The 10,589-nt window shown below is 64.2% G+C and carries 11 protein-coding genes; 6 read left to right on the top strand and 5 right to left on the bottom strand.

Annotated elements, in window-relative coordinates:
* Positions 1 to 591: YqgE/AlgH family protein (locus ABR948_RS23540; protein ID WP_428122697.1), on the top strand; the 591-nt coding region annotated here is incomplete at its 5' end.
* A 90-nt stretch (positions 592 to 681) separates the two neighbouring features.
* Here the strand turns inward: ABR948_RS23540 and ABR948_RS23535 are convergent.
* Positions 682 to 1,569, bottom strand: a complete 888-nt coding sequence (locus ABR948_RS23535) for a TauD/TfdA dioxygenase family protein (protein ID WP_428122694.1) — start codon at positions 1,567 to 1,569, stop codon at positions 682 to 684.
* Between the two features lie 183 nt (positions 1,570 to 1,752).
* Here ABR948_RS23535 and ABR948_RS23530 point away from each other — a divergent pair, with 183 nt between their 5' ends.
* The gene (locus tag ABR948_RS23530) at positions 1,753 to 2,139 is read left to right on the top strand and encodes a CsbD family protein (RefSeq protein WP_428122691.1); all 387 of its coding nucleotides are present in this window, start codon (positions 1,753 to 1,755) and stop codon (positions 2,137 to 2,139) included.
* Positions 2,140 to 2,252: 113 nt separating this feature from the next.
* Here ABR948_RS23530 and ABR948_RS23525 read toward each other — a convergent pair whose 3' ends face one another.
* Together ABR948_RS23525 and ABR948_RS23520 are read right to left on the bottom strand one after the other, a co-directional pair.
* The gene (locus ABR948_RS23525) at positions 2,253 to 3,950 is read right to left on the bottom strand and encodes an SGNH/GDSL hydrolase family protein (protein WP_428122689.1); all 1,698 of its coding nucleotides are present in this window, start codon (positions 3,948 to 3,950) and stop codon (positions 2,253 to 2,255) included.
* 160 nt (positions 3,951 to 4,110) lie between these two features.
* Positions 4,111 to 5,517 carry a lytic murein transglycosylase gene (locus tag ABR948_RS23520; RefSeq protein ID WP_428122686.1) on the bottom strand — a complete coding sequence of 469 codons (1,407 nt, stop codon included), beginning with the start codon at positions 5,515 to 5,517 and terminating at the stop codon, positions 4,111 to 4,113.
* Between the two features lie 241 nt (positions 5,518 to 5,758).
* On the opposite strand from ABR948_RS23520, the gene ABR948_RS23515 reads away from it, so the two are divergent.
* Positions 5,759 to 6,640 carry a UTP--glucose-1-phosphate uridylyltransferase gene (locus ABR948_RS23515; protein ID WP_428122683.1) on the top strand — a complete coding sequence of 294 codons (882 nt, stop codon included), beginning with the start codon at positions 5,759 to 5,761 and terminating at the stop codon, positions 6,638 to 6,640.
* Positions 6,641 to 6,646: 6 nt separating this feature from the next.
* Here ABR948_RS23515 and ABR948_RS23510 read toward each other — a convergent pair whose 3' ends face one another.
* Positions 6,647 to 8,143 carry a sensor domain-containing diguanylate cyclase gene (locus tag ABR948_RS23510; protein ID WP_428122681.1) on the bottom strand — a complete coding sequence of 499 codons (1,497 nt, stop codon included), beginning with the start codon at positions 8,141 to 8,143 and terminating at the stop codon, positions 6,647 to 6,649.
* Between the two features lie 217 nt (positions 8,144 to 8,360).
* Between ABR948_RS23510 and ABR948_RS23505 the strand changes: the two genes are divergently transcribed.
* The 3 genes from ABR948_RS23505 to ABR948_RS23495 are packed head-to-tail and all read left to right on the top strand — an operon-like array spanning position 8,361 to position 9,302.
* Positions 8,361 to 8,699, top strand: a complete 339-nt coding sequence (locus ABR948_RS23505; protein WP_428122678.1) for a type II toxin-antitoxin system RelE/ParE family toxin — start codon at positions 8,361 to 8,363, stop codon at positions 8,697 to 8,699.
* Positions 8,696 to 8,998 (top strand): helix-turn-helix domain-containing protein, encoded by a 303-nt coding sequence (locus ABR948_RS23500; protein WP_428122675.1) that lies wholly within the window; start codon positions 8,696 to 8,698, stop codon positions 8,996 to 8,998. The genes ABR948_RS23505 and ABR948_RS23500 overlap by 4 nt, the downstream gene beginning before the upstream one ends.
* Before the next feature lie 19 nt (positions 8,999 to 9,017).
* Positions 9,018 to 9,302, top strand: a complete 285-nt coding sequence (locus ABR948_RS23495) for a DUF7662 domain-containing protein (RefSeq protein ID WP_428122673.1) — start codon at positions 9,018 to 9,020, stop codon at positions 9,300 to 9,302.
* 12 nt (positions 9,303 to 9,314) lie between these two features.
* On the opposite strand, the gene ABR948_RS23490 is transcribed toward ABR948_RS23495, so the two are convergent.
* Positions 9,315 to 10,589, bottom strand: a 1,275-nt coding sequence (locus tag ABR948_RS23490) for a putative bifunctional diguanylate cyclase/phosphodiesterase (protein ID WP_428122671.1), incomplete at its 5' end; no start/stop codon positions are given.

The raw sequence follows: 10,589 nt of genomic DNA, 5'->3' as shown, positions 1-10,589 counted from the left end.
GGCTCATCAGGTCATGGCTATCTCGACGGTCAGCTGCTGATCGCCATGCCGGTGATGGGAGATCCGCGCTTCGAGCGTTCGGTGATTTACCTCTGCGCGCATTCGGCCGAAGGCGCCATGGGCATCATCGTCAATCGTCCGGCCGGCAGCATCGATTTTCCCGGATTGCTGGTGCAGCTCGACATCATCAAGAAGGCCGACCAGATCAAGCTGCCGGAGAACGCCGAGACCATGCGGGTCCTCAAGGGCGGTCCGGTCGATACCGGCCGCGGCTTCGTGCTGCATTCAAGCGATTTCTTCATCAAGGATGCAACGCTGCGGATCGACGACGGTATTTGCCTGACCGCGACCGTCGATATTCTCAAGGCGATCGCAAGGGGGGCCGGGCCGAAGCACGCCATCCTCGCGTTGGGCTATGCCGGCTGGGCGGCGGGACAGCTGGAAACCGAGATCCAGGACAATGGCTGGCTGCATTGCGACGCCGATCCCGATCTGATCTTCGGCGGCGATGTCGAGGAAAAATACCTGCGGGCGCTGCGCAAGATCGGGATCGATCCGGGCATGCTGTCGAACGAAGCCGGGCATGCCTGAGGTGATATTTGGCGCCGGCACTTGACGCATTTACACCGTCGTCCCGGCGTTCGCCGGGACGACGGTGTTTTTTCGTCTACTTCTTTTCGCCTACTCCGCCGCCTGCTGGGCGACGGTCGGCATGGTGCCGGCGACCGTGGCCCGGCGCATGTCGCGTGGCTGCGACTGGTCGTAACGGCGCACCCGGTGCATGGTCTGGCGGTTGTCCCACATCACGAGATCGTGCAGCGTCCATTGATGAATGTAGACGAATTCCCGCTGGGTGGCGTGCTCGGTGAGGTCGCGGAGCAATAGCCGCGCCTCCGGCACACTCATGCCCCGGATGGCGCCGGCATGCGACGACAGATACAGCGACTTGCGGCCATGCCCCGGATGGGTGCGCACCAGCCGCTGCAGCACCGGCTTGAACATCTGCTTTTCTTCTTCGGTGTAGTCGAGGAAACCGAGCGCGCCGCGCGAATACATCAGCGAATGTTCGCAGATCATGTCCTCGATCTCGGCCTTGGTCTCGTCGTCGAGCGCATCATAGGCCGCGCGCATGTCGGCGAATTCGGTGTTGCCGCCCTTGGGGTTCACCACCCGCGCCGACAGCAGCGAAAACTTCGCCGGGATCGGGCGGAACGAACTGTCGGAATGCCACAGGCAGTTGCCGAGGTTGAACAGATGGGTGCGGTGATCGCGCGGCAGCGGCTTGCCGTCCTTGCCGAGGTTGGAGACGTCATTCAGCCCCGAGGTGAGCCGGTAGTCTTCCCGTTTGGTGACGGTGCCGCCACGCGCGCTCTCGCGTTCGCCGAAATTGCGCGCGAACATCAGTTGCTGTTCGTCGGTGATGTCCTGATTGCGGAACAGCAGCACGGCGTATCGGTCCATGCCGGCCTCGATATCGGCGGCCTGTTGCGGCGTGAGCGGTTGTCGCAGGTCGACGCCGGAGACCTCGCCGAAAAAATGCGGGTGAAGCTGCCGGATCGTCACGGTCATGGCGTTTCTCCTGATCGAGGCTGGCGGTTGCTCCGCTCATTGGCCAAAAAGCTACTCCCTGACATTGCGATGTCAACGGCTTGCAGCGCGCAGCGCGTACGGCCGGCCGGAACCGGGACCGGTCTTGTCGGTTAGCTCACTGAGAATCATCTCACGCGCATATTTCGCAAGGGAGTGACTGCGATGGACAAGGATCGAATTGCCGGTTCGGCAAGGGACGTCGCCGGTAAAGTAGAAGGTGCTGTCGGCGACGTGACGGGTAACGCCCAGGCCCAGGCCGCGGGCCGTGCCCGCGAGGCGACCGGGACAGTGCAGAATCTGTATGGGCAGGCCAAGGATGCCGCGCGCGATGCCGGCGAAACCGCCGCCGGTTATGCCAAGGATGCCTACAGGCATGCTTATGCGAACAGTGGCGAGACCATCCGTGACGGCTCAAGGGCGGTGGCGAAGAGCGTGCAGGAACGTCCGCTTGGCGCGCTCCTGATCGCGGGTGGCATCGGCTTCGCGCTGGCGATGCTGATGACGCGTCCACCGCGCCGGCCAGCGCCGCGCTGGCGGTACTATGGCTGAGCGCTCCCGGCGTCTCTGAACGATCATCAGAATGAGATGTTTTCGGCCTCACGGTTCGAGCCGCGCGAAGACGCGCTCCTCCCGTGAGGTTTGATCCGTCTACGCGTGACCCGTTAGCGTGTGACCAGGCCTGGCACCGGCGGCACGGAAGCCGATCGTCCGACATTGGCCGGCGGGCGCGGTACACCCGGCGCGGCCGGCGCCCGCGGTGGTGCGGCCTGCGGCGGTTGCGGTTGGCGCGGCGCGCCAAGTCCAAAAAAATTCTGGAACGACGGCGTGCCGGATTGAAGCGGACGAGGCTTTTTAGGCTTGGGCGGTGTTGCCGGTGTGCCCGGTGCAGCGACCGTCCCATCCGGTGAAACCGACGCCACCGGCGTTTCGCCCTTGGCCTGTTCGCGGCCGACCTCACGGCGCGGCCAGGCGAAATCATCGGCGCGGCCGGCGGGCGGTGCAAGCGCTTCGCCCTTGACCAGCGTGCGCGCCGCGAGCGCGTCAACCGCGGCCGGGCGCGACCCTGGCCCGCCAAGCAACTGATCGGTGCCGACGGAAGAGGCCACCAGCGGCAGGATCGGTCCCGCCAGCGGACGCGGCGCCGGCTGGCCCGGTAGCGCATTGGCGTCGGGCGTTGCCGGTTCGCTCGGCAGCGCGATCGGCGCAGAGCGCGCCGCCATTAGCCGCGTGATCTCGCGCTCGACATAATGCGCCAGCTTGCGCGCGCCGGGCCTGGTGAAATACACCCCGTCATAGGAGCGCAGCCGGCGGATCTGGCCTTCGAAGTCGGGGCCCTGCTGCAGGAAGCGGCCGGCTTCGTCGACAAATCCGTCCCAGACATCGACATAGGTGATGCCGGCCTTGCCGGCGGCTTCACGATACAGCGAATCCAGGAACAGCGTGTCGGCGGTCGCCTTGGCGCCGCGAACCGCGGGCAGTCCGACCCACAGCACCGGCACACCCTTGGATTTCGCAACCGCGATCATTTCTTCGATTTTCTTGGTGTAGAGCTCGACCCAGCGATCCTCGCGGAACTCATAGACCCCGTTCGGCGAACGCGCGCTCTTCTCCGGCGCCATCACCGCCGGCACGTCGCCATTGTCGGCGGCGTCGTCGGATAGTTCGGTGTCGGTCGGCTTGTCATCCGGCTTGGCGGCATCGGCTGCGCCGTCCGGTTTGGCGCGGGCGTCCTTCTTGTCGCTCTTTTTGTCCGAGGACTTGTTATCAGAAGACTTGCCGTCGGATTTCTCGGCCGTCGGCTCCCGCATCGGCATGCGGTCGTTGAGCCCGAGCATGATCACGATGGCATCGGGCTTCTCGGTGGCGAGGATGCCCTTGGCCGCCGCGGCCCAATCGGCCGGATCGCCCTTGGGCTGATAGCGGATGAGGCCGGAAATGGTCTTGTTTCTGCGGATCACGCCCATGTCGGGCTGTTCGGCATAGGCGTCCTCGAGACCATAAGCGAGCCAGTCCGCCATGCCGTCACCGAGCACCAGCACGTTGCGATCCGGAACGATCGCGACATCGCGCTTCTCCGGAGGCGGGGCTTTGGAATAATTTTCGATCCGCTTCGGCGCCTGCTGCTGGAACGGCGCGAACAGGTCGCCGCCAAACCAGCTGCTGCCGCCGCCGGGTCCCGGTGCCCCATTGCTGCGCGGTGGCTGTTGCGGCTGCGGCTGCGGCCGCGGCGGTCCGCCGAAATTGAAAAACTGCGCGGAAGCCGGCCCCACGACCCCGACCAGCAGCGCGATCGCGACGGCCAGCACGATCAGCGGGCCGCTCTCGGTGAATATCCGGAAAAAGGACTTCGGCTTCTGCATGCGCGTCGATCGGTATGAAAGATCAGGCCATCGCTATAATAGCGGAATCGGGCCGCAAGCGGGCAGATTCTACGCCATAAACCGGGCATCGGCCGGCGCCGTCAAGGGCTGGCGGCAAATGACACCTTCATAGTTACTTTCGGGCCTGAACGCGGCCGTTTCAGTGTCCCCGAAGCTGTTCCAGCACGCCCGAGGAGGCAAAGCCATCCGCCGGAGCTCCGATCGAGGCCTGGAAGCCGCGCAGCGCCTCCCGGGTCTCGCCGCCGAACTGGCCGTCCGGGGTGCCGCGATAGAATCCACGCTGGACCAGCAGCTGCTGCAGTTCCAGCCGCTCGGCCCGCGACAATTCCCGCTCCTGCCGGGGCCAGGGCTGCACGAACGGGGCCCCGCCGCGCAGCCGGTCGGCGAAATGGCCGATCGCCAGCGCATAGGCTTCCGCCGGATTGTATTTCATGATGACGCGGAAATTCTGCAGCATCAGGAAGCCCGGCCCCTCGGCGCCGGCGGGGGCGAGCAGATAGGCCTTGTCGGAGGGCTGCGGGAACGGCTGGCCGCCGGCGCGCTTGAGGCCCAGATGCTCCCACTGCGCGATCGTCATTGCCTTGGCGCGATCCGCCAGCATGTAGTTGAAGTTGGGCGGCACCACGACCTCAAAGCCCCAGCTCTGGCCGGTCTGCCAGCCGTCCTTCTTGAGATTGTTCGCGGTGGAGGCGATCAGATCGGCGGGGTCGTCGACCACGTCGCGGCGGCCATCGCCGTCGCCGTCAACGGCATAGCGCTTGAAAGCCGTCGGCATGAATTGCGTCGGTCCGAAGGCGCCGGCCCAGGAGCCGCGCATCTGCTCGGGGCGAAGGTCGCCGCGGTTGAGGATTTCCAGCGCAGTCAGGAACTCATCCCTGAAGTATTTCTGGCGGCGGCCGATGCAGGCCAGTGTCGCGGTGGATTGCAGGACGCTGCGATCGCCCATCTGGGTGGAGTAATTCGACTCGATGCCCCAGATCGCCGCGATCGTGTAGCGGTCGACGCCATAGGCCTTTTCCACTGCGTCGAATTGCGGTTTGTATTTGGCGAGGATCTCGCGGCCCTTGGCGAGTCTCGCATCGTTCACCAGGATGTCGAGATAGTCCCAGGTCGACTTGGTGAATTCGGGCTGCGAATCCATCAGATCCATGATCCGCAGATCGGGGGCAAGGCCCGCGGTGAAGCGCTGGAAGTTGTCCTGCGAGATGCCGCGGCGTGCGGCGTCGGGCCACATCGCGGCAACGCAATTATCGAAATTCGCGGCCGCCTCGCGGATCGCGCTCGCGGTCATCAGGGGATGGCCGGAGGCGCCGTCCTCGCCGCTCCACGGCAGCGGCCCGCCGCTCGCGGCCGGCGAGGCTCCCGGCTGGGCCGACGGCGCGGGTTGGCCGGTTTTCGAGGACGAGCCGGAGAAGATGTTGCCGAGAAAGTCCAGCGGGCCGCCGCCGGAGGACTGCGCGCGGGCCTCGCCACACCACAGCAGCGCCGCCGCCAGGATCACTGCGCCGGTTCGCACTTTCGCCGCTGGTTCCGTCGGTCGCGTCATGTTCCACTCGCACTGCCTGAAATATTCCGCTTTCAGGAGGCCTGGTCCCAGTTTCCAACAGCTTAACAAAGGTGAAATTTTTACGTTAACGGTTTTCCCTCTTCCACAAAGGCCGCAGGCAAAGGAAACTGCATCACCCATCCGGCTTTGTTCCCGGCCGCAAAACCGGCTACCACATGCAATCGAAATTCACCCTCCGTCCGCTTTCCCAAGGTAATCCTGCAAGGCAACCCCGCACCCCATGAAAATCCGCAAAGCCGTCTTCCCGGTCGCCGGCCTCGGCACCCGCGTCCTGCCCGCCACCAAGGCGATGCCGAAGGAAATGCTGACCATCGTCGACAAGCCGCTGATCCAGTATGTGGTCGACGAGGCGAGAGAGGCCGGCATCGAGCATTTCATCTTCGTGACCGGCCGCAACAAGGGCGTGATCGAGGACCATTTCGACAGGATGTATGAACTCGATGCCACGCTCGCCGCGCGCGGCAAAAAGACCGAGATGGATATCCTGGCGCGCGATCAGCCGGAAGCCGGCGCCATGAGTTTTACCCGGCAGCAGGCACCGCACGGCCTCGGCCACGCGGTGTGGTGCGCGCGCGACATCGTCGGACATGAGCCGTTCGCAGTGGTGCTGCCGGACGAACTGGTGCTCAACACGCCGGGCTGCCTCAAGCAGATGATCGAGGCCGCGGGCAAGCTCGGCGACAAGTCCAATTTGATCGCGGTGGAAGAAGTGCCGGGGCATCTCACCCATCAATACGGCATCTGCGGCGTCGGCGAGCGCCACCAGCACGCCAACATGTTCGCGGTCGACGGCATGGTGGAAAAGCCGCCCAAGGGGACCGCGCCGTCGAATCTGTCGATTACCGGTCGCTACATCCTGCAGCCGGAAATCTTCAAGATACTGGAAACCCAGGAGCGCGGCGCCGGCGGCGAGATTCAGCTCACCGATGCGATGATCGGGCTGGCGAAAACGCAAAACTTCTACGGCGTCGAGTTCGAGGGCGAGCGCCACGATTGCGGCTCCAAGGCCGGATTCCTGCGCGCCAACATCGCCTTCGGCATGGCCCGCGCCGACCTGCGCGACGACCTGCGCGCGCAGATGAAGGCGTATCTGGATAAGTGACGGCTGCTAAGCCACCAGCGACAGCTTCGGGATGCTGGCCATCACGGAACGGTTGCGGCCGCCGGCCTTGGCTGCGTAAAGCGCCTTGTCCGCGGCATTCACCAGGCCGGACCAGTCCGTGGTGGTGTCGGGCGTCAGGCTCGCGACGCCGATGCTGACGGTTGTGATCGACGGGTCGCCGGACCATTGCTGAACCTTCAGCCGGATCGTTTCGGCGACGCTAAGCGCTTCCAGGGACGAGAGGCCGGGCAACAGCACGGCAAATTCCTCGCCGCCGTAACGGGCGGCGCAATCGCCGGCGCGTCGCACCGCATCGCTAATGCAGATGGCGATGCCGACCAGCACCTCGTCGCCGGCCTGATGTCCGAACGTATCGTTGTAGGCCTTGAAATAATCGGCATCGATCATCAGCAATGCCAGCGGCGTCTTGTGACGCGCCGCGCGCCGCCATTCGGCATCGATGGCGGTATCGAACTTGCGCCGGTTCTTCAACCCGGTGAGCGCGTCGGTGGTGGCCAGTTCCTCGAGCTTGTCCTCGGCGACCGCGCGGCGGCCGATTTCGCGCGCCAGGAACAGCGTGACGGCGAGCACGAATAAGATCAGCGCCAGCATGATCGCGCCGATCCGGGTCGCCTCCGTGCGCCAGAGCCGGAGAATGTCGTCCCAGGGCTTTCCGACCATGACGACCAGCGGCCTTGTGCCGTCGCGCCAGACGTACAGCCGCGACGGGTGGGTCGCCGTGGCGATTCCTGAGTAGGATCCGCTCGGTTCGGACAGCGCCCGCTTCACGCCGGGCAAATCGCCGAGATTCTTGCCGATCATGTCGAGGTCGAACGGCGTGCGCATGATCACGGTGCCGTCGCGGCGAAAAACGGTGATGATGTCGCCGGGACCGAGATTGAGGCGACCGATCAGGTCGTGAAAATAGCTGAAGCGGATCGAGCCTGCGACCACGCCGCGAAAGCGTCCGTCGGCGTCGGTGATGCGCCGGCTCAGCACGATGGCATAGGCGCCGTGATGCAGCATCGGCCGGCTGATGAACAGGCCGGCGTCGGGCCGGTCGCGGTGAACCTGGAAGAACTCCTCGTCGCTGCGGTTTTCGGGTACTGGATCCAGCGTCGAGGCATCGACGGTCAGTTTTCCGTCGGCGTCGAACACCTGGATGGCGCCGAAATGCTTCGCGGTCGCGGCATGATCGAACAGGATCAGCTGCCGGATCGGCTTGCTGACCTGGTCGATCTCCGGCATCACCATGCTGCTGGCGACGGCGCGCAGCGACAGGTCGAAAAGTTCGACGTTGCGGCTGATGTCGGCGTCGATACCGGATGCCAGGTTCTCAAGGGTCTGGCGCGCCAGTTCTCCCTCGCCGTGGCGCATGTCGATCATGACGCTGGCGCAGATCGTGGAAAAGCCGATAACCGTCGCCACTGACGATACAATCAGCAATTTTGCTGATAGCCGCCAGGGCCGGCTGGCCTTGTCCTTGCGCCGTCCTAGTCCCATCGCTCGCTGCTCCCACTTTGGTTGAATGCGCCCGGAATGGTTGCCGCCGGCTTAAATATCGGCGGCGCAGCTCCACGGAGTTAACGCTTCGTTGACGCGATCTGGCTAATGCGGCCGAAGTAATGACGGTTTCGAGCATCGTTCCCTCCGGGCTTGAAGTCGAAGCGCCGATTTGAAGCTTGACGGTACTACGGCAATGCCGTAGGGAACGGTTCAGATGCAGACCGTCGTGGAAACGCCGTCTTATCTCGCCGTCGCGGATCGGCTGTTTTCACCGGACGAGCGCATGGCCATCGTGGAGCGTTTGGCCAGCGACCCCAGATGTGGCGTGGTCATTCCAGGGAGCGGCGGCATCCGCAAGGTGAGATTCGGTTTCGGCGCGCGCGGCAAGAGCGGCGGTGCGCAAATTATATACCTGTTCAGCGGAGAGGGTCTGCCCGTGTTTGTTCTGGCGGCTTTCGCTAAAAACGAGAAGGCCAACCTTTCTCCTGCCGAGCGTAATGTCCTGGCCAAGATGGTCACTGATATGGTCGAAAATTACCGGAGACGAAAATGACGAAAGCTGCGTTCGATAAGATCAAGGCCGGACTCAGCGAAGCCAAAGCCTTTCTCGATGGATCGGGAAACAAGCGCGATTATGGAATTCATGTCCCGGCACGGGTGAACGTCAAGAAAATCCGCACGCGACTTGGCCTCTCGCAAGAGAGCTTTGCGCAAACCTATGGGTTCGCGTTGTCGGCGGTGCGCGACTGGGAGCAGGGACGCCGTCAGCCGGAGCGCAGCGCTCGCATCCTGCTTAAAGTCGTTGAAAAAGAGCCCGAGGCTGTCACACGCGCCTTGGCTAAATCCGCTTGAACACCCACCGAGTTTGCCCGTGAACGATTACGACGCGCTGCGTGATTATCTGAAAAAGCAGAAGCTTCCCGAATTCGTGCTCTCCTTCGATCAGATCGAGGAGATCATCGACGCCGCGCTGCCGCGCGCGGCGCAGCGCGCGTCGTGGTGGGAGACGTTGCGCAGCCCGCAGGAGAAGATGCCGCAGCGCGAGGCCTGCCTCGCCGGCGGTTACATCGCGACCCGGCAGGCCGACGGGAAAAGCGTGCGGTTCAAAAGGGTGTCCCACCCTACGCGTCGTCCCCGCGGAAGCGGGGACGCATAACCACAGGGCGTCTTAACTCGCCTGCTCCAGCCGTTCTTCGGTCAACAGCCGCATCGCGGCGTCGGCATCCATCGGTTCGCCAAACGCAAAGCCCTGGGCATATTCGCAGCCCAATTGGTACAGCTCGACCGCGTCCGAATCGGTCTCGGCGCCTTCGGCGACCACGTCCATGCCGAGGTCGTGCGCCAGCGCGATGATCGATTTCAGGATCACCGGCCTGGTGCCGCGGCTGGTGGTGCGCACGAACGACTGGTCGATCTTGATGGTGTCGAACGGAAAGCGCTGCAGATAGGCCAGCGACGAATGGCCGGTGCCGAAATCGTCCAGCGACAATCCGGTGCCGAGTTCGCGGATCCGCGTCAGCATCTGCGCGGCGTGTTCCGGATTTTCCATCACCAGCGATTCCGTCAGTTCGAGCTTCAGCGTGCCGCGCGCCACCGAGGAGCGCGACAGCACGGTGCGGATGTCGTGGATCAAATCGTGTCGCAGCAATTGCCGCGAGGAGACGTTGACGCTGGCGAAGATCGGCTCGCGCGAGCGCATCGCGCGCTGCCAGATCGCGAGCTGCTTGGCGGTCTGGTCCATCACGAACATGCCGAGATCGACGATCAGGCCGATTTCCTCGGCAATGCTGATGAATTCCACCGGCGACATCCGCCCGAGTTTCGGATGATCCCAGCGCGCCAGCGCCTCGAAGCCGGCGATCGAGCGATCCTCCAGCCGCACGATCGGCTGGTACAGAATGGTGATTTCCTCGCGCTCGATGGCGCGGCGCAGTTCGGATTCCAGCGTCAGCCGGTCGGTTTTGCGCGCGCGCATCGCCGGCTTGTAGACGTCGATGCGGTCGCCGCCGATGCGCTTGGAATGATACATCGCCAGTTCGGCGTCCTTGATGATCTCGTCGGACAGTTGGGTCTGCGGATCGGAGAGCGCGAGCCCGATCGAGGCGGTGAGGAAAATCTCACGGTCGTTGAAGGCGATCGGCGCGCGGATGGTCTTGCGGATGGTCTCGGCGAAGGCGGTGATGCGGGCCGGGTCCTGTTCCGACATCAAGATCAGGCCGAACTGGTCGCCGGCCAGCCGCGCCAGCGTGTCCTGCGGCTTGAGGATGCGGGTCAGCCGCCGCGCCAGCGTCAGCAGGATCGAATCGCCGACCGCGATGCCGACGGAATCGTTGACCTGCTTGAAGCGGTCGAGGTCGATCACCATCAGCGTCGGCCGCAAGCTTGGCATGGTCTTGGCGAAATTGGCGACCGCGCCCAGCCGGTCCATGAACAATTTGCGGTT

This window comes from Bradyrhizobium sp. (genome assembly GCF_050014615.1).
GTDB lineage: Bacteria > Pseudomonadota > Alphaproteobacteria > Rhizobiales > Xanthobacteraceae > Bradyrhizobium.
Note: the sequence above shows the minus strand (reverse complement) of the source record. Positions and strands in the feature narration are given on the sequence as shown.

Excerpts from the sequence above, each read along its gene's own strand:
- ABR948_RS23520 (WP_428122686.1), bottom strand. The coding sequence starts at position 5,517 with ATGACGCGACCGACGGAACCAGCGGCGAAAGTGCGAACCGGCGCAGTG.
- ABR948_RS23535 (WP_428122694.1), bottom strand. The coding sequence starts at position 1,569 with ATGACCGTGACGATCCGGCAGCTTCACCCGCATTTTTTCGGCGAGGTC.
- ABR948_RS23510 (WP_428122681.1), bottom strand. The coding sequence starts at position 8,143 with ATGGGACTAGGACGGCGCAAGGACAAGGCCAGCCGGCCCTGGCGGCTA.
- ABR948_RS23505 (WP_428122678.1), top strand. The coding sequence starts at position 8,361 with ATGCAGACCGTCGTGGAAACGCCGTCTTATCTCGCCGTCGCGGATCGG.
- ABR948_RS23525 (WP_428122689.1), bottom strand. The coding sequence starts at position 3,950 with ATGCAGAAGCCGAAGTCCTTTTTCCGGATATTCACCGAGAGCGGCCCG.
- ABR948_RS23530 (WP_428122691.1), top strand. The coding sequence starts at position 1,753 with ATGGACAAGGATCGAATTGCCGGTTCGGCAAGGGACGTCGCCGGTAAA.
- ABR948_RS23515 (WP_428122683.1), top strand. The coding sequence starts at position 5,759 with ATGAAAATCCGCAAAGCCGTCTTCCCGGTCGCCGGCCTCGGCACCCGC.
- ABR948_RS23500 (WP_428122675.1), top strand. The coding sequence starts at position 8,696 with ATGACGAAAGCTGCGTTCGATAAGATCAAGGCCGGACTCAGCGAAGCC.